Source organism: Pseudoalteromonas luteoviolacea CPMOR-1 (assembly GCF_001625685.1).
GTDB lineage: Bacteria > Pseudomonadota > Gammaproteobacteria > Enterobacterales > Alteromonadaceae > Pseudoalteromonas > Pseudoalteromonas luteoviolacea_K.
Map to the genome: position 1 here is coordinate 1 of NZ_AUYC01000055.1, position 25,953 is coordinate 25,953.

Below are 25,953 nucleotides of genomic sequence, written 5' to 3' on the forward strand. Positions count from 1 at the left end.
TGACACATCGACTGACACATCAACTGACTCATCAACTGATAAGGACAATAATGCTGGGCAGTCATCTAGCTCTGAGCAAGTTGAATTAAAAGTACTGTCTCTGTTGCAAAATACAGACATTGAAAAACTCGACACAGAGATCTCGATTGATGTCACAGATCCAAGATCACTTGTTCAAGAGTTAATTCTACTAGTCGATGGTGAAGAGGTGCAAAAGCTTACGCAAGCTCCCTGGATTTTTGATTGGGAGAATTATTTTTGGGCAAACACTCCTTCACTGACCCTTACTGTCAAAGCAATGACAAAAGATGGTAAATCGTACACTTTAGATGGTGCCATTACAGTAAATATGAGCGAAAAAATAGCTAAGTTGCTAAAGTTCAATAGTTTAGGTGGTTCAGCCTTACAAGATACAAATGAAGCCATTATACAAGTTGTAGCTGTCAACGGTGCTGTTTCTTACGAAATTGAATATACAGGCACGGATGGTCAATCTAAGCAAGTAAATACCACGGGCGTATTAGCCACCTTACCTGATTTAGCTGTAGGAAATTATTCAGTCAGATTTAGAGCCTTTAACTCAGAGAACAGGGCTGGTCCATGGTCAGATGCTACTGAAATCTCAATATTGCCACCAAGCTTACCCGCTTTCTCAGATCCCGTATTTACTAAATCTAAAGACGGCTATCAGCTTGTTTTCGAACACACGGAGTTAGGTGATGATACGGTATTGAATATTTCATTAGTTAATGAACTATCAGAGAGTATCAGCCCATCGACAAAGGAAAATCACAAAATCATCTTTGATGGATTAAAACCGGGTAATTTTAGCTGGCGTGCTTCAATTACAAATCAATATGATCATCAGTCATTGTGGTCTTCTGAAAAACCACTGCATTTACCTAAACCTTTGCCTCCTTCTATGAGTTCGGTAAAAGCGGAACCATTGAATGGAACGTTTCTTGTTCATTTCGAGTGGACTTCTGAAGATAATGCAACGAGCTACACTGCGTGGATTTTCAATAAGAAAAATAGATATTTTAGTTATGATACACAGTCCGGTACTTCTCTTTCAAAGAAAATGCCTGCAGGCGAGTATACGATAGTAATTCAGCAAGTAGATACTGCTGGCGATACATCTGGCTGGTCAGCTCCCTATGACTTTTCGGTTGGGAAATTTGATATTGCGATCGATATACCGGAGATCAGAGATGCCAACTCTCCTATACCCAGTGTTTTTCAGTTAAATAAAAATGAGTTTGTTATTTTTACTGACAATACCAAGCAAAACTCTAATCAGTTCATTAAAGTCAATGTGGTAGGCGAAGAAGTTGTTAATAAATCTCTTGAACTTTCTGATAATCAACAATTGGTTAAACTAATAACGCGTTATGGCAAGGATTTATTTGCGGTTGGTCACACTATAAATGCTGTCAATGGTCATTTTTCAGGATTGATGGTTGAACTGGATAGCAATGGTGATGTTATTTCTGAAAATACCTCTTCAGTATTGGTGGACGGTACACTCAACTATCGTTTTATAGATGTTATTGAAACGTATGAGCCCGTATTTGGATTGGGTGGAATTAAAACGGTCAAGCGCGTATTTGTATTGGGTCAGTTTGCAGACAGCAATAATCAATTTCTCGCTGAAATAAAGGATCAAAAAATAAGTAATGTTGTATTGATTGAACCTCATGAGGGAAGTCCATTTAATGCTCAATACCTCGCTGAAGAACAAGCGGGTGGCATTGCGGTAGCAACACATGTGGGATCCAAGTTAGTTGTGAGACTTTATAATAATGATTTACAGTTCAAAAATGAGTGGATCAGCCCTGATGTTATTTCAATCGATACGCTTGAAGGAGCCGTGTCATTGTCTAATGGCATTGTTGTCACTGGTATTGATAAAACTAACATGAATGTGCATTACTTCGAGTTATTAAACTCTGACCTGACACTGATTACGCATATGAGTGAAGACTATGTATTTAATACCGAGTTCAATAATACGATGCAAATTCGGAGTGGTTTCGACATTGAGCTCTTTGTTGATCAAGGCTATGGCTATCTTATAGGACGCAATTATAGCGATCTGCTTGTAAGAGAGGAGGAGTTACAGCATTATGAAAATATAAAAGTATATTCAACCCCTCTTTATGTGGGGAGTAGTTGGAATCGTGACGCTTTATTTTCAGTAATGTGGGAAATGAATTCTAATCAACTTAGAGTACAACATGCCGCTCGGTAGTGGCCAGCTATAAAACTTATTTTATCGCAGCCACATTTTATGTGGCTGCTTTTTTTGTCTGTTAAATTGATGATTCTACAAGCACTCGCCAAATGACTGCCTTGATATTAAATGGATGTCATGACACCCATATACCTTGGCTAGGGAGAATATAAGGTACATGGGAGCTTATATATGAGTACGTGTGAGAGTCACTCAAAAATGATGAAATCTATTGCTCACTGAATAAACACGCAATGCGCTTTAGTTTAAGCTTATCCATCTCTACTTTAATTTCTGGCCCTTTTGCACCCAGTGCGATGACCTCTTGTGCTTTAACATTACTCGCTGCTTTGTATGCTTTGTTGAGTTCAATAGCCCTAGCTGCGCAGGTATCATCAATCACACGTACAGTACTTATAAACACACTTAAACGCTCTGGACGACGCCATGCATCGAGTTGATTTAGAATGGTCATGAGGGTGTCTGCTTGCCAATCGTCTGATTGTAATAAAGGCAAATTTGCTTGTAAATCACGTAAGCTGTCAGCGTAAGCTTTTGGGATCTTATGATCTTGTTCGAGGTTATACTCGCTCAGATCAGCTTGATATTGCCAAAGACTGAACGCCGATCTCAAATAAGTGTCATTGTGTGGATCTAGGCGTTTTATCTGATCCGCTAATGTATTTGCATTGTGTTGATCCCACTTGGTTTGCCAAGGTGTGACAAATGGTAGGGCATCCAGATCCGCAATCACATTGGAAAATATATGAATAGCGCCATCTTTGAGTGATTTTTCAATTTCCATCCATACTCGCTCTTTGGTGAGGGTATTAAGCTCACCAGCTTGAACCATAGCAGTCATTAACTGCATGGTTTCATCGGCAATGGTAAAGCCCAAGTAGTGATAGCGCGCAGCGAATCGCGCAACACGTAAGATCCTCAGTGGATCTTCGCTGAAGGCATCACTGACGTGGCGTAAGATCTTATTCTTTAGATCGGTTTGGCCATGGTAGGGGTCGATCAAATTGCCTTGATCATCTTGTGCAATGGCGTTGACGGTGAGATCTCGGCGGATCAGATCATCTTCTAAGGTAATGGTTGGTGCAAAATCACAAATAAAGCCGGTATAGCCTTGCCCTTGTTTGCGCTCAGTGCGCGCTAAAGCGTGTTCATCTTTACTTTCTGGGTGTAGAAACACTGGAAAGTCTTTGCCAACTTGCTGATAGCCTAGTTTAAGCATATCCCTGATTGTCGCGCCAACGACGACATAGTCTCGCTCTAAAATAGGTCTGCCGAGTAATTCATCTCTGACGGCACCACCGACCAAATACACCTTCATAGTTATCCTAATACGTCATTATTTCATGTTTTACTATGGCATTATCATCTTGAGTTTAAAATGTTTGTTCCCAAAATTGTGAAAAATTCAGTGTTGATTAAGCAAACAATGTTTTAACTTAAAGTGATTTTTTGCCATTATAGGCAGCATTCTAACAATAAAGAGACAGATCGTGTATTTACGCTATTTTGGGTTAACGGAAAAACCGTTTTCAATTGCGCCAAATCCTGAGTTTCTATTTTTAAGTGATCGCCATAAAGAAGCGTTGGCACACTTAACCTATGGACTTGGTGATGCCGGCGGCTTTGTATTATTGACAGGGGAAGTAGGCACAGGCAAAACCACCGTGACGCGCAGCATGTTAGCGCAGTTACCTGAGTCGACGCAGGTCGCGTTTGTGTTAAACCCAGCGTTGTCAGAAATGGAATTGTTAGCCAGCATTTGTGATGAATTAGAGATTGAATATGATGCGAAAGATGCAACGCTCAAGTCATTAACCGATGTGATCAAAAAGCGTTTGTTAGATAATCATGAGCAAGGTGGCCACACCATGCTGATTATTGACGAGGCGCAACATTTGGCGGCTGATGTGTTAGAGCAGCTTCGCTTATTGACCAATTTAGAGACGGATCACAAAAAGTTATTACAGATTGTGTTGGTGGGTCAGCCTGAACTGCAGCAGCTATTACAACGTAACGAGTTGCGTCAGTTAGCACAGAGGATCACGGCGAGATATCACTTGCTGCCGTTGACAGAGTCTCAAGTATTCTCTTATATCAAACATCGTCTCAATAAAGCAGGCTGTCAAAATCACCTTTTTAGCAATGAGTCGATTGCCTATATTCATCAAGTTACCGCAGGGATCCCCAGGCTGATTAATTTATTGGCAGATAGATGTTTATTGGGGGCGTATTCTGCTCAGCAGCAAGAGGTGACTAAGCAGGTAGCCCAGCAAGCTGCAAAAGAGGCGTTGCCACTGAACTTAATCCCTGAACAACAAACCAAAAAGCTCAATATGCCGATGTTAGTATCGGGTTGGGTGGCCGCAATGTTTGCCTGCGGTTTTGGTCTTTCATATATTTTTTAATGGTGTGTCATGTCTTATCTTGTTAATGCATTAAAACAATCACAACAACAATCTAAATCTGAGCAAGAGTATGTACAAGCACGTCAATCTGCACAGGTTGCATTTTATAGACGTTTAAGTCTTGGTTTAGGCGGTGGGCTAATTAGTGTCTGTGCACTGAGCGCAGGGTATTTCCTTGGTCAATCAGTGCAATCAACTGATATCGAACAAACACACGTGGCTGCTGAAGCTGCACCTAAGGTTGAGACAAATACAGAGAACGCAGAGGCAGACATGGCCGTAGCCGCTTCTGGTAGTACTCAAGCTGAGCCAGACACAACGCAGCAGCCAGAGGTTTCAAGTAGTGTGCCTGCTACGACTGTTGCGCATGCGCCAGTGATGAACAACCCAGTACAACAGCCGGTATTAATGCAGCAGCCTGTGGTACAAAACCAAATTCATTACCAATGGATGCCAGTGCAAGTGGGCTTTGATGCCAGCGGCCGTGCAGTGTATTCTCAGCAGCTAGTACCGGTAAATAGTCAGGGACAAATCGTCAATGTACCAGTACAAACTCAAATGCCACAAACACAGCAGTTCGCGACGACAGGGCAATTTGCTCAGCCGAATATGACCTATCCACAACAATCATTCGCTGCGCCAAACTCTGGACAACTGTATAATACAACGATGCCTCAGCAGTACACAGGTACTCAGCAAGCAAATCAATTTCATGGCACGCAAAGTCGTCAAGACAATGAGCTTGCAGGTGTATCAGAAGAGCTGAAGAAAGCGTTTGCAGCAGCGGTTGAAGAGACGCGTCCGACATTTACCGTAAACTCAAGCGAAGAAAGTGATGTGGTTTCTAGTAGTAAAGAAAGTGCACGAGCAACACCTGTGGAGCTATTGCCACCTAAATTGCAAAACAGTATTCCATCTTTGCGGTATCAAGCACATATTTATGCCACAGAGCCAGATAAACGTTGGATAAAAGTCAATAATCGCGAATTGTATGAAGGGGATAATTTGGGGGCGTTGACCATTGTTGAAATCACACCTGAGCAAGCGTTGTTTGATTTTGATGGGATTGAGTTTACCTTAAATGCGATGCAGGATTGGATCCCATAACACACCTCATCATGACCTTAGCGCTTAAGGCGCTAAGGTAACATAGAGTGACGAAAAAATTTGATTAAGTCTAAACCAAACTCTTCAGGCTTGACGGCGGCATCTAATTCATCGTCGATGCGTTTGTCACTCAAATCGACGTCTCTCACTTCGACATGAAACATGTTTTTTGCGTTATAAAACACTTTGACTATCGGTTGCAGAGGAGAGGTTGGGTTGCTGGCTGCGACAATGCCTACGCGATGACTTTTGAGTTTAACTAACGTGCCGACCGGATACATGCCGATACAGTGAATAAACTGGTTAAGTAAATCACCATCAAATTCATGTGGACATCCAGCACGCAGTTTTTTAAACGCTTGTATTGGCGTCATACCGACTTTATACACTCTGTCCGCAGTGAGCGCATCATAAACATCAATAATGGAGACCATGCGTACATACTGTGACAACTCGTCACCTTGTTTTGCGTATGGGTAGCCGGTACCATCCAGCCTTTCGTGATGAAAGCCCGCGATTTCTGCGGCGATTTCTCCTAAGCCACTGTCTTTAACAATATCGTGACTATATTTGGCGTGCTCTCGCATGATAGCGAATTCATTTTCGCTGAGTTTATCGGGCTTTTGTAGTATATCGTCAGGAATTTTGATTTTGCCAATGTCATGCAAAAGCGCACCTGTTGCCAGCTCTTCTATGAGTTCGCGATCAAATCCAAGGTGCTTGGCAAAGATACTCATTAAAATGGATACATTTAGAGAGTGCTCCAGCAGGTAGCCATCTTTTTCACGGATCCGTGCGATGCAGGCAAGGGCATCTTGATTTCGAAACACCGAATCGATAAAGCCTGAGGCGGTTTCTTTAAACTCCGCGATATCTATTTTTCGACCTTCTTTTATATCGGAGAAAGCCTTTTCCTGTAGCTGCTTTGCTTGCTCGTACATTTTAACAGCTTGGCCAAGTTCAGCTTCGACGGAGACGGATTTATGCCAGGGATCTGGTTTAGCTGAAGTGATCACTTCTTCGATGATCTCAGGCTCGGTTTTGGACTGATCTAAGGTTTTATCGGGATCGATCTCGACTTCTAATACACCTGAATGGATTAAGTTGTTGATCCCTTTTTCATCTCTCACCCAGCCTTGATTTTTGACGCGTACGTGTCCGGCTTGCTTGATCACACCAACAACAAACATACCAGGCTGCAACTCTTTGATATTTATTGTTTTCACAGTATAAAAACCCCTTGTGTAGAGTTTAAGCTTAGCAAAGGCATATCAAAATGAAAGCGTAAAAGCGCACAGATAATGATCATTTTTGGCCAGAGTGACAGGCATAAACGGTTGCATTTATCACCAATTATTTGCAAGCTGGTGTGACTTTTTCAATTCAATAATAATAACGTTATGAAAACATTGCTCACATCAATGGCGCTATTGTGCTGCGTACATCACGCTGCTGCTCGTAATCTAGAGTCTGCTGTAAACCAGTCGCTTCCTAAATTAGAAGCGTTATATTTACATCTACATCAAAACCCTGAGCTGTCTATGCAAGAAAAGCAAACGGGCGCACGTTTGGCAAAAGAGCTGGCTGCATTGGGCTTTGACGTTACAGAACGGGTGGGCGGCTATGGCGTAGTGGGGCTGATGAAAAATGGAGATGGGCCCACAGTGATGATCCGCGCAGATACGGATGGCTTGCCAATTATTGAGCAGACCGAAAAGCCTTATGCATCAAAAGTCAGAGTAAAAGATGCTAATAATAATATGGTCGGCGTGATGCATGGTTGTGGGCATGATATTCACATGACCAGCTTCATTGGTACAGCTGAGCAGCTGGTAAAAAATAAGCACCAGTGGCAAGGCACCTTAATGATGGTGGCGCAGCCTGCAGAAGAGGTGGGCGCTGGGGCAAAAGCCATGCTCAAAGAAGGCCTGTTTAGCAAATTTGCCAAGCCTGATCATGTGCTTGGCTTACATGTCAGTGCATCGCTGCCAGCAGGACAGGTTGCGATCTCTCCAGGGTATGCCTTAGCCAATGTTGACTCTGTAGATATTACGGTTAAGGGTCAAGGAGGTCATGGAGCTTATCCGCATACAACCATTGATCCTATTGTGTTGGCATCGCGCATTGTACTTGGGATCCAGACCATTACTAGTCGAGAGATCTCACCGCTTAAACCTTCAGTGATCACGGTGGGATCGATTCATGGTGGATCTAAGCACAATATTATTTCTAACGAAGTAAAATTACAGCTGACTTTACGATCTTACGATAGCGCCGTGAGAGATCAGCAAATAGCCGCATTAAAGCGGCTAACAAAAGGCGTGGCTTCGAGCGCAGGATTAGCACCTGAATTCGCACCCGATGTGTACGTGCATGAATCAGAGAGCATTCCATCAACTTACAATGATCCTGATCTTGCGACTGCAGTGACCGCAAGTATTAAACGTGAGTTAGGCGCAGAGAACGTGGTAAAAGCAGAGCCTGTGATGGCGGGAGAAGATTTTGGTCTGTATGGGCGCACTGATGACAATATTCCGATCACCATTTTTTGGTTAGGGGGTGTAGCGCCACAGGCTTATACTGATGCGCAAACACATGGCACTAGTTTGCCTTCATTGCATTCAAGCAAGTTTGCACCAGATTATCCACTGGCTTTAAAAACAGGAGTACGTGCCATGACGGCCAGTGCGTTAGATCTGTTTAATCAAAAGTAGAGCTATGTACCAGAGCCTAAAAAGGATCTGGTGCATTAAATTGCATCATCTCGCCACTGACTGGGTGGCAGATCTCTAACATTTGTGCATGTAGTTGCAAGCGCTCAGCGGCTTTGAGGGCATCACCTGTCGCATAGAGTCTATCACCTAGAATAACATGACCCAGAGATTGCATGTGTACCCTTAATTGATGTGAGCGGCCTGTAATAGGCGTAAGTGACACGCGGGTTGCGTGTGGCTCATATTCAAGCACTTCATAATGTGTCAGTGATGGCTTGCCTGATTCATGACAAACTTTTTGCTTTGGGCGATTGGGCCAGTCACAGATAAGTGGCAGATCAACAGAGCCTTCTTTGCTCTCTAGCTTGCCATGCACACGCGCGACATAGCGCTTCTTAGTCAATCGGTCTTGAAATTGAATACTTAAAAATCGGTGCGCTTCTTTGTGCATTGCTAAACATAAAATGCCTGATGTAGCCATATCTAGACGATGCACGATTTTTGCGGTTGGAAACACCCGGTTGATACGGTTAATGACACTGTCTGCATGTTTTGGATCTTTGCCCGGTACTGTCAACAAACCACTGGGTTTGTTGATCACCAACATATGATCGTCCTGATATAAGAGGCCAAGATAGGGATCGGTTGGTGGGTTGTAATTTAAGAGCACTGCAAAATTCCAAAATTGATCGAAAACGGGCGTATTCTAACTGGCTAAGATCAAAAGGCCAAGTAAACCCTAGTTGCTTGGCACGATTGTTAACTCAATCCCAAGGTTTTGGATGCTCGTTTGCACATCTTGGCGTATGCCTTCATCGGTGATCACGTGGTTGATCTTATGTGCAGGCACAATCTGGTAAGTTTTGGTTTTATCCAGCTTATCGTGGGGTCCCATCAAAACGGTGCGATCAGCTTGCTCAATGGTTGCACGCAACACTTCCGCCTCTTCGAGGTAGTTGACGCAAAAGCCGTGTTTGGCGTGAAATGCACAGATCCCCATGAAAACAATATCAAAGCGGATCTGTTTGAGCATTTCGATGGCACTGTGGCCGACAGTGCGCATGGCGGGCTTAAACATTTTACCGCCAACTTGGATCACCTGTATCTGAGGGTGTTGCATGAGATCTTGCACAATCAGCGGGCATCCTGTAACAACCGTTAAAGGTAAATTGGCTGGCAAATTTTGTGCGAGGTAACGACACGTTTCGCCAGAGTCAATGACGATGGTTTGTCCTGCTTCTAGCATAGTGAGTGCTGGTTCTAAAAAGCGCTTTTTTGAGGGATCTGGGGTATTTAATCGGTCAAAATAATCAGGTGTTTCTTCTTGCATCACCAACGCACCGCCATGAACACGGTGTAGCAGTTTTAATTCGCCTAGTTTGTTGAGATCTCGTCTGATTGTGTCTTCACTGACAGCCAACGATTTTGCCAACTCCACAGACGTGATCCGGCCATGCAGATTAAGTTGTTCTAAGATTAATTGATGTCGTTCCGCCAATAGCATTTTGCATGTTCCTGCGCTTTTTTGCCGAATTTTACTTGATCTTAGGGGGATCGCAAGCGTATTATTTGCATTAAATTGCATCTTTTTGCGTTTTTAATTTCTTATTTGCGTGTTAATGCCTGTTTTGAAGGAGAGAAATATGGAGTCTTACTGTCATTTGCCCAAGTATAAAGGGGCGATTTTTGATATGGATGGCACACTTGTTGATTCTGATACCGCCATTGCCAAAGCCATTGCACCATGGTGCCAAATGCATCAGCTCGACATTGAGCAAGTATTAAGAGATGGCCGAGGTGTTCGCTTCGAAGACTATGTAAAGCAATATTTGCCACATTTGGATCTGCATCAGGAAGTAAAGCATTTAGAAGGCGCTGAGGCTGCATTTGCAAGATATGTTAAGGAAATTGCGGGCGCAAAGAGATTTCTGACCCATTTACAGCAAATGAACCTACCATGGGCGTTGGCAACTTCAGCAGATCGTGATAATGCACAAAAGCGGATGCAAACCTGTCAATTGCCGCTCCCCACTCATTTAATCGGTGCAGAAGATGTCCGGCAAGGTAAACCTGAGCCTGATCCATTCGTTGCGGCTGCAAATAAGTTAGGTATGTCTTGTAATGAATGTGTTGTGTTTGAAGACTCTGATGCTGGTGTGCAAGGCGCTTTGTCTGCTGGATGTGATGTGGTAGTGGTCGGACGGTTTTGTCAGTTATCACATCCTAACATTGTTGCCAGGATAAATGACTATACAAACTGGAATGCGAAGCTGTTGAATGGGAGGCAAGTATGTTAAGAGCCACTTGGACGCAGTTTTTGATGAGTGATGAGCGCTACTGGGATATCGCCGGTGTTTTATTTGGTGGTATAGGCGCCTTTGCATTACTCGGTCAATTACTGAGCGAGTTAACTCGCGATGGTGAAAGCACTTTATCGATGAGCTTTTTATTTGGTTATGTCGTCGTATTTATGTTTTGGCTGCTTTATGGCTTGAGGTTTAAACGCCCTGCAATTATTTGGACTAATTCAGTATGTTTAGTATTGCAATCGATGATAGCACTGGTGGTTTTAAGTTAAATACGGGGCAGTTCATGCCCCAATTTTGCTAGTGAGCGACTGGATATGGCCCTGCTTCATGAGTAAACTTAAATATTGCTTGTCTACCCTGTGAGCATTGCTCCCCAGGTTGATATTGACAGACTGACAGTCCATCTCGCGCAAATTGAGTTATCTCAAAAATGCTTTCCTGTTGGTTAATGAGTGTGTGTAATTTACCTTCTATTAAGGAAAAAGTGCCTGTACCTTCCGGTGAGATGACTTGATTAACTAGATCACCGTTCTCGTCTGGTAAACGACGAAATAGATATGGGTGGCTTTGACCTTGGTACTCTAAGTTCATAGTCGTGATTGAAAAGATATTTCTAGAAAAATCTTTAATGCCAAAAGCTTCGTCATACTCAACTTTTAGTATCCATTTACCTTGAAATTTTAACGGACCTTGCGGGTAAAACTCTGAATTATAATGGTAAGCAATGTAGAGTGTATTGCCTTTTTTAGCGAGTAGTTCATAAAAGAATTCACAGCTAACATAACAGCGATTGTCGGGACACTTAAGTACAGTCCCTTGCTCTGGATGATCTAGCTTTTCTCTAACAAGTTGATTTAGATGGTTGAGTTTCCATTTTGAGGCCGTGTTGGCAACGCTAGCAACTGCAATTTGGTCTGGGTAGTAGTCATGAAAGCGCCCATTAGATTTGCGCCATTGACCAATAACTTGCTCGTAAGTGAGTGCCACATCTTGTTTTTCAATCATGTAGCCGGTAAGCCATTTTGTTTGCTTGGCGTCTTTATTCACGTGTTTTGCAACAAAGCGCAGCCCAATATCATCAATGTTCTCAACTACTCGCATCATCAATTTTACATGTTTTTCGTTACGATGGATGTTAAGAATGAGCTTTTTTCCTTTTAGCTTCCACGTTAAGTCACTGTGTGTGTTATCCCAATGTTGTATGGTGCCAACGCCGTTTTCGTGAAACGTAACAGACGCTGAGCTACGACTTTTAAACCAAGGTGTATCGACATGTGTGACTTCTTCAATATTCGCGATTTCCCAGGTTTTATTGATCAGATGTGCTCGCCATTTTTTCAACTGGCGTTGTTTGATGAATATCGCGTCACTTGGGACTGTATAGGTATCCACAATCATTTGTGCTTCTTTATGCCAAATTTGCATATGTTGTGTGTACTGATGTTGTTCCTGTGTGTTGTAATTAAAGCTTAACCCTGTCAACTGATGAATATATGTTTCATGCTCGGACATCTGCACTTCATATTGATCTTGCGGTTGAGAAAACTCAGCCAAGATTTGTTGCTGGGATTGCCATTGCCACTGAGCTGGCACTTTAAAATCACTCGACACAATAACCTGATTGTCGGGTTTGAAATTCAATTTATAGGCTTGGCTGGTCCCTGTATCAATTAAAAAATAGCTGCTTTGTGAGGGGGAGGTGCCAGAAGCGTATAACTTTGTACAGACGATGGTTAACAAAAAGAACGTCAATATTGAGAGAGGATTTATCATTTTAATTTTCATTATCTTTTCCTTGATTGCTTAAATCTTAATCAACTTATCAAGGGAGAGGTGTATGTACAATAACTCAGAAAATAATATGAAATTAATAATGATAAAATACGACGACGTTGCTGTGGAATAGAAACAGGCAATAAAACGTTTCTCTTATTGCCTGTTTCTGAAGTGGGGACTACTGATTAGAAACCACAATTAAGCGGATCGCATCGAGCTTAACCTGTGCCTTAGAAATGTGTTCACTAAGCTGTGCTTTTTGCTTATCAAACACTTTAATTTCCTCGTCACGGATATTAGGGTTAATCGCTTTGAGTGCATTTAGACGGTTTTGTTCTTCGTCTAAGCGCGTCTGCATGTCTGCTTGTGCTTGGCTTTGCAAAGTGTCCAGATGTTGATTCGCGATGTCTGTTGCTTTGGCAATAAGCGGATGGATCCCCGACTGTAACGCGTTGGCTAATTTGCTGGCCGTTTGACGGCCTACAGCTGAAAGCTGTTGGTTAAATGCGTCAAATGCGACATTCTCAGCCAAGTTATTACCTGTTTTGTCCATCAATACACGGATAGGCGTAGGTGGTAAAAAGCGACCAACCTGCAGTGATTTAGGTGCAGAGGTTTCTGCCACGTAAATCAGTTCAACAAAGAATGTACCGACAGGCAGTTTATTGTTCTTCAGTAACGCCACAGATGCACAGCCGAAGTCATCATCACAGATCATATCCATCACGCCTTCAACCATTGGGTGATCCCAACTGATGAATTGCGCATCTTCTTGCGATAATGAGGTTGATCTATCAAATGTGACAGTCATGCCATCGTCTTTCAAACAAGGGAATGACGGGTTAAGCATGTGTTCTGTGGGCTTAAGAATAATGGTGTTTTCGCCTTTGTCTTCTTGGTTTACGCCAAAAATATCAAACACATTAATCATATAAGCTGGCAAGATAACGTCATCATCGAGCTTTTCAATTTCAGTGACGATTTGCTCTGCACGGCCTTGGCCGCTTGAGTGCAATTCAAGTAACCTGTCTCGACCTTGCTCCATTTTTTCACGTAGTACTTTGTTTTGCTTGGCAACTTGCTCAAGTAACGGGTCAAGCTCTTCTTCATCACAGTTATGTGCTGCAATAAACTCAAGCAGATCTTCAGAGAACTCTTTGTATAGTAGCTGGCCGGTCGTGCTGGTGGTTTCGAATGCATCTAACGCTTCGTTGTACCAACGTAGTAACACTTCTTGTGCAGTATTGGCAAAGTAAGGCACATGAATATTGACGTCATGTTGCTGGCCAATACGGTCAAGACGACCGATACGCTGTTCTAACAAATCTGGATTTAGTGGCAGATCAAACAATACTAAGTGATGTGAAAACTGGAAGTTACGGCCTTCAGAGCCTATTTCAGAACACAGGAGCACTTGTGCACTGTCATATTCGTCAGCAAAGTAAGCGGCTGCACGGTCACGTTCAATAATGGACATGCCTTCGTGGAACACGGCTGAACGAATGCCTTCGCGCTCGCGTAAGGTTTGTTCAAGGCTAATGGCTGTTTGTGCTTCAGCACAGATCAGCAGTACCTTTTCGTGCTTGAGCTCTTTGAGTTTTTCGATCAGCCAATTTACGCGCGGATCAAATTGGGTCCAGCTGGCACTTTCCCCTTCGAATTCTTGAAAGATTTTTTCCGGGAATAAGGCACGTAATGCGCTTTTTTCAGCAGTTTGGATACCGCCCATACTGCCAAGGACTGACATCGCCGTTTTATATTGTTTTGGCATGTCAACTGGATGTGCATGGACTTTACGGCCTGGGTAGCCATCGATACCGCTGCGGCTGTTACGGAATAAGATACGACCTGTACCATGGCGGTCAAGCAACATACCTAACAGCTCTTGCTTTGCTTCTTGCTCTTTATCGGCAACACGCTTCAGTAAATCTGAGATATCCGTTTCTTTTAGTAACTCAGTGATGGTCGCTGTGGCTTTGTCATCTAACTGTGCATCTTGCAGTAATTGATTTGCAGCGTCTGCAATTTCTTTATAGTTACTTTCTTCTGCAACAAACGCATCGTAGTCATAGAATCGATCAGGATCGAGTAATTGCAAGCGTGCAAAATGACTGCGATGGCCTAATTGATCTGGTGTTGCAGTCAATAGGATGAGGCCCGGGATATCTTGGCTGAGTTCAGCAATGCGCTGATATTCAGTACTTGGCTTATCTTTTTCTACGGTAAGGTGGTGCGCTTCATCGACGACAAGCAGATCCCAATCTGCCAGCGTTGCTTGCTCAAACCAGCGACGTTTTTTAGTGATAAATTCAAGACTAACCAAAACCAATTGCTCGGTTTCAAACACATTCGGCGAGTCTGCAAAAGCTTCGTCGCAACGCTCTTCATCAAAGATAGAAAAACGTAAGTTAAAACGACGCAACATTTCAACTAACCACTGGTGCTGTAAGCTTTCTGGCACTACGATTAATACGCGGCTAGCACGACCTGTGAGGATCTGCTGGTGCAAAATCATGCCCGCTTCAATGGTTTTACCTAATCCCACTTCATCCGAGAGCAAAACGCGCGGCGCAAAACGTTGTCCGACTTCATCTGCAATATAAAGCTGGTGAGGAATTAAGCTTGCTCGTTGACCAATCAGGCCTTTCAGATGAGATTGTTGACGATTAAATTGATGCTGCCACGTTTGGTAACGCAGTGTATAACGATCAAATCTATCTACCTGACCTGCAAATAGCCTGTCCTGTGGTTTATTAAACTTAATGAAATGATCTAAAAAGGTTTCTTTTAGGCTGACAGTTTCTTCTGTGTCTAGACGCACACCATGATAGCAAAGTAGATCCCCTTGCTCTTCGATGCTCTCTACACGCATTTCCCATTCTTCAACACTGCGGATCACATCCCCAGGATTAAATGCTACTCGAGTCACCGGCGCTTCTTGTACAGAATAAACGCGGTTTTCTCCACTGGCGGGAAACAGAATGGTTACTTGTCTACCTTCTAAGGCGACAATGGCCCCTAAACCCAAATCTGATTCGGTATCGCTGATCCAGCGCTGACCTAAGGAAAAATTCATGGTTTTCTCATCTTCGCAGAAAAAAGGCGGCTATGTTACCGAGAAGCAAAGCCTTGTTCAAGATTGTAAAAACACAATAAATGTGCCTTACAGCGTGGTATTGCGTGGGTTTTACAAGATAACTGATTCATATTCGTTGTTTGCTCACTGTCGATTGTTTTTTATTGTGCAATAGTGGCTATTAAGCATAGTCAAACATCACTGTTGTTGGAGATAAAATATACGAATTGAATAATTTAAAAAGGTGGCAAGGAGAGCGCTTTGGCAATAAATGGGGACACTTATACAAAAGGTTTTTTGTCATGAAAACGACTTTTGTGACAAATAGACTAAAATTAAGTTAGAGCGATGTTTTGTGTGGCGAGCAATACACAGTTCAATCATAGAAATTGCAGACGAATAGGAATGCACTATGGGAAAAGATGACCTCGACCGGAAAATTTATGTACTAGACACCAACGTTTTACTTCACGAGCCCCTCGCTTACCTTTCCTTCCAAGAACATGATGTTGTGATCCCCATGACTGTGTTAGAAGAACTTGACCATATCAAAGATAGAAAACGTGATGTGAGCCGAGATGCGCGCGTGGCGATCCGCAGCTTAGATGATGTTCTGACCGATGCGACACCGGAACAAATGTTAGAAGGTGTTGATTTACCAAAAGTACAGCGTGATCCTAATAAACCTGGCAGTAGTGGCAAGCTCATTATTGTAAACGACCATTTGTACCCCGACAGTATTTCTGGACTGCCTGGCAACGAGAATGATCACAGTATTATTAACTGTGCTTTGCAGTTACAAAAGCAATATACAGAGAAAAAAGTCGTGTTAGTCACTAAAGACATCAATATGCGCCTAAAAGCAAAAGGAGTCGGATTAAAATTTGTTGAAGATTATCGTACAGACCAATTGATTGATGATATTAATTTGCTGACCTCTGGATACAATAAATTTGAGGGCGATTTTTGGGAAAGTGTAGGTGAATGTCAAAGTGAGCAGCAGGGGCGCTACAGCTTGCATAAGGTGCCTAAATCGAGGATGCCGGAAGTATTTTACAACGAGTACTTGCTGGATGGCAGCGATCATTTTGCCGCGCGCGTAGTCGGGTATGATGAAGCGCATGTCACATTAAAAGACATCAGTGTTGAGCGGTTACTGCACCAGCAGGCATGGGGCGTAAAACCTAAAAACGTCTATCAAGGGATGGCACTGGATGCATTATTGGATCCCAATATAGAGCTGGTGGTATTAACAGGGCCTGCGGGTTGCGGTAAAACGTTATTGGCCTTAGCCAGTGCACTTGAAATGATTATAGAAAAGGGGGTGTATGACAAGGTGATCGTGACTCGCAATACCCCGGAAATCGCAGAGAGTATCGGCTTTTTACCCGGCACCGAAGAAGAGAAAATGGCACCGTGGTTAGCGGCTATTACAGATACGCTTGAAGTACTGCACAAACATGATGAAAGCCCGATCTCGAGTCGAAATTACATTATGGAAAAGGCCAATATCCAGTTTAAATCAGTGAACTTTATGCGCGGTCGCAGTATTCAAAATGCCGTGGTGATTTTAGATGAAAGCCAAAACTTAACGGCTTCTCAACTAAAAACTATCATAACGCGTTGCGGTGAAGGGACTAAGCTTATCTGTACGGGGAACTTGGCGCAAATAGACAGCAACTATTTAACGCCAGTGACCTCTGGGCTAACTTATATCGTGGAGCGATTTAAAGACTTTGAGGGCAGTGCGACAATCAACCTCAATGGTGTTGTGAGGAGTCGTTTGGCTTCATTTGCTGAAGAAAACTTATAATACATCGCTGGAAAAAGAGAACCAGTGTATCGGGGATACACTGGTTTTTTCATTTATAAATTGGGTGGTTACGAAGTGAATCACTTGCTTATCTGAACACTGCTCGCTAACCTTTCAAAAAAAGATGGAAAGAACCACTACAGGCCATTGAATGGACATTATGTCAGAGTTTCAGCCACTCAAAACTTATCGAAAATCTATCTGTGTTGCGTTATTAATTCCGTTAATTCTCGCCATCGTACTGTGTTTTCATTTATTCAATATTAAGTTAGAGCGACAATATGCCGTTTATAAAGTGCAGTTTACGGCCGTATTAGCACAAGTCGATCAAGCTGCCAGTGCAGCAAGTACTGTGATTGGCAGTATTAAGCGGGGGTTAGATACACCGATTAAGTATCAATTATCTCGCGATGTACAACGTCAAGTACAACAGCAGTTAGGCTATTATTATCACCGCTTACCCGAGCAAGGCGGTGAATTAGTTGGGTTAGGCACATATAAAGCATCTCCTCGTGTGCTAGAGCATTGGTTGCATGTGATGGCTTTGGGGCCAAGCTTTGATACGGCATTGGCATTGATCAATGAGCTAGAGGCAGTGGCCTATTTTAATGAACATGGGTTTGCGTTTGTCAAACGTCGCGATGAGACGCAAAGTCACCTTTTAACTGCTATTGTTGAAGGCCGTTTCAGCCCAAGAAAAGGCGTGTTAGCGAACCCGGACAGCAAGCAGACAAGATTATTTGGCAATACCTATTTCAGTATTGCTCAGCCGATCAATAGTGGGGGTAAGTCTCATATCATATTGATTTATAATGCGGATAAGGTCACCGCTTTATTAGATAAGTTCACCTTCGATGAAGGCGCACTTGCGCTGGTTGATATCAATAAGCAGGTCCTCGTACAAAGCAGTCAGTCTGTGAGTTTAACCAAGCCATTTACACCTGAACGCGCTCGCCCTTGGCGAGGGGGTGTTGAACTGACAGGCGCAATTCAAAACGCACCTTATCGACTTAGATTCCAGCAATCAGAAGATGCGTTTATTGCCACGGTCCTCAACGAAGTATTGGTAGAGCTTGGCTTCTTAGCGCTCTTTATTGTGTTTACTTTTTTCTCGTTTTTATGGTTAAACGGACAAATTTTCATTCGTCCGCTCAAACACTTTGTACATTATCTGACAAAGCAAGATTTAGCGGAGTCTAATACGCTTCAATACCCTGTGCCCAAGGACTGGCAGCCTTGGTTTAAAGAAATCAAACAAGTGGTGGTGCAAAGACAAGCGTTGTTTGAGCAAATGGAAACACATAACGCGCGCTTAGACGAGCAGGTTCAACGTCAAAGAAAAGCCTTGTCACGGAGCTTTGAAGCAAAAGAACGTCAAGCTGCATTGCTAAATACGGTACTCAACTCTGTGCCTGATCTCATTTATTTTAAAAATATTGATGGCTCGTTCATTGGCTGTAATCATGCGTTTGAGCGATTTATTGGCGTGTCACAAAGTGAATTAGTCGCTAAGGAGCATCAAGAAGTCAGTCAAAAGTACCTTGAGCTACTTGAGCTTGAACAAGCGATGGAAAGCCATAGTATTCCTTTAACTGAAATCCTGAGTTTTGATGGTAAGGCCTATTTAGTGAGCGTATCGCCACTATTTGATGATCAGGGCAGCCGGATTGGTAGTTTAGGCATAGCCCGTGATATCAGTGAGCAACAACAGGCCATGATAGCGCTGCGAGCCTCAGAGCAAAATTTCAAAGCGGCGATTAAGCATGCACCCAATGGTATTTTATTGGTATCGACCGAGTGCATTATTCTAGAATTTAATCGCGCGGTTCGAAAGCTGTTGAACGGTGTTGAAGCTGGGCTGCATTTAAGTTCTTTATTTGCACAAGATGAGTTAGACACGCTCAATACCGTATTAAATCAGCTGCTCGAAGAGCGCAAAGGGGTCAAAGTATTAAGCTTATCACAAAGTGAGTCTTCGCTTTGGTTGCAATTGAGTGTTTCACTGGTTTGGGATAAGCAAAAACTGCCGAAGTATTTTGTTATTCATGTGCAAAATGTCACCGCGTTAACTAAAGCAAAAATAGAAGCTGAGCGTGCAAATCGTGCTAAAAGCCGCTTCATTGCCAATATTAGTCACGAGATCCGTACACCATTAAATGCCATATTGGGTCTGGTCGGCATTTTAAAGCCTGCTCTGACACGCACTCAAGATAGCGAAAAGTTGATACATATTGAGACCGCAGCAAAGCAGTTGTTGACGATGTTGAGTGACATATTGAGTTTTGCCCGTCTGGAAAGTGGACGAGCCAAATTACGCAATAAGCCATTTACGATATTGAATTTAATGAATAGCTTGAGTGCACTTATCCAACCGCTAAGCGATGCTAAAAAGTTAAATTTAAATCTGCAAGTGGCACCTGATGTATGGCCTGAGTTTATTGGTGATGAGGCACGAATTAAACAGATTTTGGTGAATTTATTAGGGAATGCCGTCAAATTTACTCACCGTGGCGAAGTGGGATTACGCGTTGTTTCTAAGTGGAGTAAAGACGGGGAGCAATGGCTTTCTTTTTGTGTGTTTGATACGGGCCCTGGGATCAAAGAAGATGACCAAGCACGCTTGTTTGATGCGTTTACGCAAGGAAATGAATCTAGTTCTCGGGAATACGAAGGCATTGGTTTAGGTCTTGCGATAGTAAAACAGCAGGTGACATTGCTGGGTGGAAAAATTGAGATCCACAGTGTAGAAGGTGGCGGTAGTACCTTTGAATTTGAGTTGATGCTACAAACACAAAATAGGCCTCAAGTGGCAGTTAAAAACAATATTTGTTTGGTGTCTACAGCCACACCGCCAGAGTATTTGAGTGATTATCACATTACGCACTTTGCCAATTTTGGTGAGGCGTTAGAGCAGCTGGACAAATTTACTTATATTGCTTGTGATGACACCGAGGAGTTGAGTTACTTATGCCATCATTTTAGCCATGCAGAGACGCCACTTTGCTCAGGACTTGTGGTACCGAACTCGCTATCGGCAGGGCTAACAGAGTCGACATCACTTAACATCTTAAACATTCCGCAGTATGTCTTTTATCAGTCATTATGTCTGTCTCCACTTGAGCGTCAAGTGACAGAAACTCAGAGCAATGAACGCCTGGCCAATACACTTTGCCTCGTTGTGGATGATAATGCATTGAATTTGGATATTTCAAAAACGGTATTGGAGCAACATGGTGCTGTGGTTGTGGCATTGCCAAGTGCACAAAATATTGTGCAGATATGTCAAACATTAAAACCGGATATGGTGCTAATGGATATTTATATGCCCCATATTGATGGCTATCAAGCAACCAAATTACTGCGCGCTGAGTTAAGTAAAGAGGTGTTACCTATCATAGCGTTAACTGCAAATGCCCATGAACATGAAAAGGAAAAAGCATTTGCACATGGTGTTAATGAATTTCTTGTTAAGCCGATTTCTCCGGACAATCTGTGCAGCGCATTACACCCTTATGTGAGTCAGCAAATGAGTGTGTTTGATAAAAACTTTGCTCTGGCACAATTGATGAACAATCCAACCCTAGTAAAAACAATGCTGGATAAGTTTGCTAAACTATGTGATGAATATATGAGCGATCTCAGTGTTGTACAAAGTAATCTTCAATTAGCTGAAATTGCACACAGTATCAAAGGGGCATCCGGTGGAATAGGACTGGTACGATTGGCAGACTATGCCAAGTTAGTTGAAGCAAACACCCGCATGCACAAAGTGGTCAATGCATCTGCAGAGCCTCAAGGAGATGTCCCTTTAAACACCGCGTTAAGAGATGAATTGATTTCACTCACAGAGCAAGCTAAGCAGTTTATTTTATTGGAAGCAAAAGGAAGTTAAATGCAAAAGTCGGCCAACATTTTAGTCTTAGATGGTGATCCCTTAAATCGTGTGGTGTTAGAAAACACTTTATCAGATGAGCACTTGGTGATCAGTTGCGCAAACAGTGATAAGGCGTTTGAGCGGCTATTACACACCCAGATTGATTTAATCATTGTGGATATCCTCATGCCTGACGATGAAGGCCTTGATTTTTTATTACAACTTAAAGCAGACCCCAATAGCTACCAAATTCCTGTTATTGTTATTTCTGCGAGCAATAGTTATCAAGACGAAGCTCGCGGTTTGTTGCTTGGCGCAGTGGATTATATTGTTAAGCCTTTTAGCCCAAATATTGTTAAAGCGCGAGTAAAAATACATTTAGCGATTAAGCAAAAAAATGACTTACTGGAACGCTTGGCAAACATTGATGGCTTGACCGAAGTACCCAACCGCAGAGCGCTTGATGAGACATTGGCTCAGCTTTGGTATCAAAGTCGCGACCAACAAGTGCCACTGTCCGTTTTGCTTGTAGATATCGATTATTTTAAGGAATACAACGATAGCTGTGGGTTTAGTGCAGGAGACGAGTGCCTCGTAAAAGTTGCAAAAGTGCTGCAAAGCATGACGCAAAAAGTAGAAGGGTTTGTCGCAAGGTACGATGGCGTGCGGTTTGTGGCATTGATTAATAAGCGTAATGCAGATCAAGCCATGTCATTGGCATCGGCGATGCATCAGGCTGTTGATGCATTGTCTATTCCACACCCGAGTTCTCCTATTTGTGCGCATGTGACCATCAGTATGGGGGTTGTGCATGTACATGAGGACTTTTCTGGTGATCAAAATGACAGTTTGGAGTTAGCCGACGAAGCCCTTTTACAAGCACATCAGCAGCAAGAGCGTGTCGTTTTAGTAAGTCGCTGAGCAAGAAAAAAGCCGCTTAATACGGCTTTAGCAGGGAAGTATGTCAAATCTGTTTATAAATAGTTGTCTACAGCGGCTTGACCGAAACCGATAAGCTGATCATCTTTAAACACCAGTGGTGTGCACTCATCTTTGGTAATTTGACCGTCTGAGTGTTTTCTGTTTGTTGCGAAATAAAGTACTTGGTAGGTATGGCCATTTTTAGAGACTGCTTCATTAAAATCTGGTGTACCAAACTTGCTGGTCACTGCTTGGTAGCTTGAACCCAGTTCAAGTTTACTGATCTTCTCTCTGTTTTCTTGGTGTGTGCTTTGCCATCCGCTGTGATGGCGCATTTCTCCATCAGAAACAGCAACAATACAACCAGACAATAATGTAGTGCTTAAAAGCGCAGTAGCAACGAGTAATTTTTTCATTCTTTTATCCTCATGACCCGATGTATTAGAAACCATCAAGTTTAATTTTATTTTTAACTTAGTCTAACAATTGCAATTGCTTTGCCAAGTTTTTTTGTTATAAAAATCAAAAGCTTAGTTTTATCGGATTTTATGTGAATACGTTTTATCACTAAAAAGTAATAATAATGAATAAAATGTGGTGGATAAAGCCACAACCTAGTTAGATGGCTTTATCGAAGCGGGCATTGGAATGTTACACAACGCGGTTGTGCTGTCCTCCATTAAGGTAACTGGTGATATTGTCTGCGATACCCTGAATCAAACGAGTAATAGACTCATAGCTTGCCCACGCAGTGTGAGGTGTGAGCATTAAATTGTTGCCTTTATAAGTGATGAGCGGATTATCTGCGGTTGCAGGCTCAACAGAGAGCACATCAACACCTGCTGCAGCGATCTGCTTAGTGGCAAGTGCATCTGCCAAGGCTTGTTCATTCACTATGCCGCCACGCGCGGTATTAATTAATATGGCGTGTTTGGGTAAAAGTGCCAGTGTCGTTGCGTTAAATAGGTTTTCGGTTTGTGGCGTTAAGGGGCAATGTATGGAAACAATATCAGCTATTTGCATTGCGTCTTCAAAAGCCATTCGACCGCTGCGTGTCGCCTTACTATTTGGGCGCTCCGCGATAATGACTTTCGCACCGAATGCCTCTGCTACTTTCGCTGTTGCTTGGCCAAGATTACCATACCCGACAATCACAAACTTTTTATCTGCAATGTCATTGATACTGTAGTCTAGACGGCAAAACATCGGACTTTTTTGCCAAGCGCCTTGCTGGGTATCTGCCGCGTACCGATGAATATTGCTCATCAAATTGCCAAGCAGTGTAAATGTATGCTGCACTACTGAAGGTGTTGAGTAACCAGCCACATTGGTGACGGCGATCCCTGCATCTTTTGCTGCGACTAAGTCGATATTGTTTGTACCTGTTGCGGCTACGCAAATTAACTTCAACTCTGCGGCAACAGCAAAGTGTGCAGCCGATAGCTGTACTTTATTTGAGATAATAATGTTGGCTTGTTGAATACGGGTGTCGACTTCGCTGGGGGTGGTGTGATCATAAGTGGTTACTGTCCCAAATGCATGAAGCGGAGAAAGGTCGACGCCAGCCAAAGTTGCGGCATCTAAAACAACAATATTCATATTTTTATCTCGTTATTGACTTTAGAGTAAACTCCAAGGTTTATACTCTGTATTAGTGATGAATTTGACGAAACGGTGATGCTGGATTTTAGGTTCTTTTTTAACACGGCAGATTAAAAGTATCTTTTTCACAACACCATTTGCAGAGTTCATTTGTGTACGTTCAGCAAATTTCGTAGGTCAGTGTATCACTTTTAGCGTTTAAATTTTATCTAATATGGTTGTGTGCATACATGATGATATGCAAGTTTGCTGACGGGTTTGTACTTATCGAGTGGAAAGCAATGACAATGTTTCGAATTGGACAACTTGCCAAGCTTCTTAACGTGTCGACCGACACGTTAAGATATTATGAGCAGCAGGGGTTATTAGCGGCCAGTGAAAGAAGTGCTGCGGGATATCGTCTATATGACGAACAAGCAGTCGAAAGAATGCGCTTTATTGTGCGCGCAAAGGAAGTTGGATTCAATCTCAAAGATATTCAAGAATTATTAAGTATCAAAATTGAAAAGCAAATGCACAGCTGTGAAGAGGTAAAAACACTCACATTGCAAAAACGAGATTGGGTAAGAGAAAAAATAGCGGAGTTGAGTATGTTTGAGCGTTCATTAACGTTATTGGCCAGCCAATGTTGTGGTGGTGATGAACCGGCGAATGCGTGCTCAATTTTGACAGCGTTGGAGGATTTAGATGGCACTCATCAATAATTTTTGGCAGTTATTTGTCATTTCGGCACCTTGGCTCATGTTGGGATTATTGTTAGCTGGGCTACTGAATGTATTTATTCCAAAAGGCTTTTTACAGCGTCATTTAGGCAAAGAAGGGCTTTGGACCACAATTAAAGCGGCGCTCATTGGCGCGCCTATGCCATTGTGTTCTTGTGGTGTTATTCCGGCAGCAATTGGACTAAGGCGTGCAGGCGGCTCTAAAAGTGCCACGACCGCGTTTTTAGTGTCGACACCTGAAACAGGTGTGGATTCAATTTCTGTGTCTTATGCGCTGCTTGGGCCATTTATGGCGATTATCAGGCCCATTGCTGCGGTGACCAGTGCCATCACTGCAGGGTTGCTCGTCGGTCGAGACAATCACGATGAAGTAGATAAAAAGGCCTCAGAAAACGCTTCTGGCAATCATACTAGCTGCTGCGCTAACGAGTCTGAGGCAACCGTTTCAGCCTGTACTACACAGCCTGCTACCTCTAAGAAGGAGGAAAAAGAAGCAGCTTGTTGTGCTAAAGCGCCTCAAGTAGTCGCTTCAGCATGTGTCACTCAATCTGAAACTGCCAACGAGAAAACGTCTTCTTGTTGTAATAAAGAGCCTGCTGTCGCCATGGTTGAATCGTCTTCTTGCTGCAGTACAGAGCAAGCCATGCAAGATAGTGCGCCAAAGCTTGAACGCGAACAAGCAAGTTGCTGTGCGGTTGAGAATAAAAAATTCGAGTCAGAAGTGAGCACTTGCTGTTCTTCCAAGGCTAAGGGAGGAAGCCGTTTACTGAGCAAGCTTTGGCAAGCAGTTAAATTTAGTTGTAACAAGCTGTTATCTGATACTATGGTTTGGCTTTTAATTGGTATATTCTTCGCAGCGTTAGTCCAAACATTTGTACCAACCGCATTTTTAGCACAGTGGGGAGAGGGCATTTTAGCCATGGTCGTGGTTATCTTGATCAGCATTCCCATGTACATTTGTGCCACGGCATCGACGCCCATCGCGGCAGGTCTACTGTTAGCAGGGGTATCTCCTGGTGCTGTTTTGGTGTTTATGCTGGCGGGTCCGGCAACCAATGTGGCCACCATAGGTGTCGTTGCAAAAGAGCTTGGACGCCGCGCTGTTATTGCCTATATTACGGCTGTCACTGGTGTTGCGATTGTGTTTGGATTTTTAACGGATTTCCTTGTCTCTCACTTTGGCTTTGAAGTGTCAGCCATGGCAGGGCATGAACATCAACTTCTTCCTAGCTGGATGAGCCAACTTATGGCGCTCGTGTTGGTGATGTTAATGCTACGCTTGTTTGCAATGGATATTATGAAACGCCGGACTGCTTAGTGTGGTCAGACTTGATATTCTTAGCATCCGAATAAAGAGCGAGATAGAATGAGCCGTTTTTT

19 protein-coding genes are annotated in these 25,953 nt (G+C 43.0%); 11 read left to right on the top strand and 8 right to left on the bottom strand.

Annotation, left to right across the window (positions count from 1 at the left end; translation table 11 throughout):
• A partial coding sequence (locus N473_RS26570) for a hypothetical protein (protein ID WP_196766445.1) occupies window positions 1-2,251 on the top strand: 2,251 nt, incomplete at its 5' end.
• A gap of 211 nt (window positions 2,252-2,462) precedes the next feature.
• Here the strand turns inward: N473_RS26570 and N473_RS20500 are convergent.
• The gene (locus tag N473_RS20500; protein ID WP_063369547.1) at window positions 2,463-3,572 is read right to left on the bottom strand and encodes a tRNA nucleotidyltransferase; all 1,110 of its coding nucleotides are present in this window, start codon (window positions 3,570-3,572) and stop codon (window positions 2,463-2,465) included.
• A 172-nt stretch (window positions 3,573-3,744) separates the two neighbouring features.
• Here N473_RS20500 and N473_RS20505 point away from each other — a divergent pair, with 172 nt between their 5' ends.
• Together N473_RS20505 and N473_RS20510 are read left to right on the top strand one after the other, a co-directional pair.
• A complete protein-coding gene (locus N473_RS20505; RefSeq protein WP_063369548.1) occupies window positions 3,745-4,659 on the top strand; it encodes an ExeA family protein in 915 nt (304 codons plus the stop codon).
• Window positions 4,660-4,668: 9 nt separating this feature from the next.
• Window positions 4,669-5,766 carry a general secretion pathway protein GspB gene (locus N473_RS20510; RefSeq protein WP_063369549.1) on the top strand — a complete coding sequence of 366 codons (1,098 nt, stop codon included), beginning with the start codon at window positions 4,669-4,671 and terminating at the stop codon, window positions 5,764-5,766.
• A 32-nt stretch (window positions 5,767-5,798) separates the two neighbouring features.
• Here the strand turns inward: N473_RS20510 and N473_RS20515 are convergent, their stop codons facing one another.
• A complete protein-coding gene (locus tag N473_RS20515; RefSeq protein WP_063369550.1) occupies window positions 5,799-6,992 on the bottom strand; it encodes an HD-GYP domain-containing protein in 1,194 nt (397 codons plus the stop codon).
• Window positions 6,993-7,187: 195 nt separating this feature from the next.
• Here N473_RS20515 and N473_RS20520 point away from each other — a divergent pair, with 195 nt between their 5' ends.
• Window positions 7,188-8,480, top strand: coding sequence for an amidohydrolase (locus N473_RS20520; protein WP_419555168.1), 1,293 nt, complete (start codon window positions 7,188-7,190; stop codon window positions 8,478-8,480).
• Window positions 8,481-8,496: 16 nt separating this feature from the next.
• Here the strand turns inward: N473_RS20520 and rluA are convergent, their stop codons facing one another.
• Window positions 8,497-9,150, bottom strand: coding sequence for a bifunctional tRNA pseudouridine(32) synthase/23S rRNA pseudouridine(746) synthase RluA (gene rluA, locus N473_RS20525; protein WP_063369552.1), 654 nt, complete (start codon window positions 9,148-9,150; stop codon window positions 8,497-8,499).
• 69 nt (window positions 9,151-9,219) lie between these two features.
• On the bottom strand, window positions 9,220-9,984 hold the full coding sequence (locus N473_RS20530; RefSeq protein ID WP_063369553.1) for a DeoR/GlpR family DNA-binding transcription regulator: 765 nt from the start codon (window positions 9,982-9,984) through the stop codon (window positions 9,220-9,222).
• A 139-nt stretch (window positions 9,985-10,123) separates the two neighbouring features.
• Between N473_RS20530 and N473_RS20535 the strand changes: the two genes are divergently transcribed.
• Both N473_RS20535 and N473_RS20540 read left to right on the top strand, forming a co-directional pair.
• Window positions 10,124-10,777, top strand: a complete 654-nt coding sequence (locus N473_RS20535; protein WP_063369554.1) for an HAD family hydrolase — start codon at window positions 10,124-10,126, stop codon at window positions 10,775-10,777.
• On the top strand, window positions 10,771-11,058 hold the full coding sequence (locus N473_RS20540; RefSeq protein WP_063369555.1) for a hypothetical protein: 288 nt from the start codon (window positions 10,771-10,773) through the stop codon (window positions 11,056-11,058). Before N473_RS20535 ends, N473_RS20540 begins: the two co-directional genes overlap by 7 nt.
• Before the next feature lie 28 nt (window positions 11,059-11,086).
• On the opposite strand, the gene N473_RS20545 is transcribed toward N473_RS20540, so the two are convergent.
• Together N473_RS20545 and rapA are read right to left on the bottom strand one after the other, a co-directional pair.
• Entirely contained in the window at window positions 11,087-12,574 is a 1,488-nt protein-coding gene (locus tag N473_RS20545) for a hypothetical protein (protein ID WP_063369556.1), read from the bottom strand.
• Between the two features lie 169 nt (window positions 12,575-12,743).
• Window positions 12,744-15,641, bottom strand: coding sequence for an RNA polymerase-associated protein RapA (rapA, locus tag N473_RS20550; protein WP_063369557.1), 2,898 nt, complete (start codon window positions 15,639-15,641; stop codon window positions 12,744-12,746).
• A 412-nt stretch (window positions 15,642-16,053) separates the two neighbouring features.
• On the opposite strand from rapA, the gene N473_RS20555 reads away from it, so the two are divergent.
• The 3 genes from N473_RS20555 (at window position 16,054) to N473_RS20565 (ending at window position 22,249) form a co-directional block, all read left to right on the top strand.
• Window positions 16,054-17,454 (top strand): PhoH family protein, encoded by a 1,401-nt coding sequence (locus tag N473_RS20555; RefSeq protein ID WP_063369558.1) that lies wholly within the window; start codon window positions 16,054-16,056, stop codon window positions 17,452-17,454.
• Between the two features lie 160 nt (window positions 17,455-17,614).
• A complete protein-coding gene (locus N473_RS20560; protein WP_196766446.1) occupies window positions 17,615-21,346 on the top strand; it encodes a hybrid sensor histidine kinase/response regulator in 3,732 nt (1,243 codons plus the stop codon).
• Window positions 21,347-22,249, top strand: a complete 903-nt coding sequence (locus N473_RS20565) for a diguanylate cyclase domain-containing protein (protein WP_063369560.1) — start codon at window positions 21,347-21,349, stop codon at window positions 22,247-22,249. It begins immediately after the preceding gene.
• Between the two features lie 53 nt (window positions 22,250-22,302).
• Here N473_RS20565 and N473_RS20570 read toward each other — a convergent pair whose 3' ends face one another.
• Complete coding sequence (locus N473_RS20570) at window positions 22,303-22,665, bottom strand: DUF3192 domain-containing protein (protein WP_063369561.1); 363 nt, start codon at window positions 22,663-22,665, stop codon at window positions 22,303-22,305.
• Window positions 22,666-22,900: 235 nt separating this feature from the next.
• Complete coding sequence (locus N473_RS20575; RefSeq protein ID WP_063369562.1) at window positions 22,901-23,848, bottom strand: D-2-hydroxyacid dehydrogenase; 948 nt, start codon at window positions 23,846-23,848, stop codon at window positions 22,901-22,903.
• Window positions 23,849-24,138: 290 nt separating this feature from the next.
• On the opposite strand from N473_RS20575, the gene zntR reads away from it, so the two are divergent.
• Both zntR and N473_RS20585 read left to right on the top strand, forming a co-directional pair.
• A complete protein-coding gene (gene zntR / locus N473_RS20580; RefSeq protein WP_063369572.1) occupies window positions 24,139-24,555 on the top strand; it encodes a Zn(2+)-responsive transcriptional regulator in 417 nt (138 codons plus the stop codon).
• Window positions 24,539-25,891 carry a permease gene (locus N473_RS20585; RefSeq protein WP_063369563.1) on the top strand — a complete coding sequence of 451 codons (1,353 nt, stop codon included), beginning with the start codon at window positions 24,539-24,541 and terminating at the stop codon, window positions 25,889-25,891. The genes zntR and N473_RS20585 overlap by 17 nt, the downstream gene beginning before the upstream one ends.
• Window positions 25,892-25,953 lie beyond the last annotated feature (62 nt).